The sequence below is a fragment of the Oceanihabitans sediminis genome (genome assembly GCF_003337215.1).
In the GTDB taxonomy this organism is placed as follows: Bacteria; Bacteroidota; Bacteroidia; order Flavobacteriales; family Flavobacteriaceae; genus Oceanihabitans; species Oceanihabitans sediminis.
This window is the reverse complement of record NZ_QPIG01000019.1, coordinates 1-594: the sequence shown is the minus strand read 5'-3', so window position 1 is coordinate 594 and position 594 is coordinate 1. Positions and strand designations below refer to the sequence as shown.

Sequence of the window (594 nt, the reverse complement as noted above, 5' to 3'; positions counted from 1 at the left end):
CGTTGTAAAACATTTAAAACATACCGATGAAACTAATAATTTCTACCTTACTTTTAATTTCACACCTAACATTATTTTCTCAGTCAAATAATTTTGATGGTGATTATTATCGTGCACTCGGGAAAGAAGGAACTCATTTTATTGAATATAAATTGACCTTAAATCAGGATGGAACATTCATCTTCCACTCTTATTCAAATAATAAACAGGGAATTCCGCCTGAAGTAAATAAATACGGTAAAGGAAAATGGATTGCGAAAGGTAAAGTGATTACTTTCTTATCAAATAAACAAGAAGACTTTGATGAAAAATATACTTTAGATTTTAATAATTCTAAGGCAAGATTTGTAACAAAACATCCGAGAGACAAAACTGACCGAATAATTAAAACAAAACTTCAGTTTTTTGAATCTGAAATCTTTTGGATAAAAACAATTGATATATTCAAAATATAAAAACGTTTTACAACACCGTATAAAAATAATTGCGGTTCAGTGCTTAATCAAAGGTCTTTGCGTGTTTGTAACGTCTGATTTTCCTTCGACAAATCCTCGCATACAAACCCGAAACTATTCTTATACATAAACGTTGTAG

The 594-nt window shown here is 29.6% G+C and carries 1 protein-coding gene; it reads left to right on the top strand.

Annotated features, from left to right (window positions below):
- Window positions 1–26: 26 nt before the first annotated feature.
- Window positions 27–455, top strand: coding sequence for a copper resistance protein NlpE N-terminal domain-containing protein (locus DU428_RS13335; RefSeq protein WP_114436874.1), 429 nt, complete (start codon window positions 27–29; stop codon window positions 453–455).
- The last annotated feature ends 139 nt before the right edge of the window (window positions 456–594 follow it).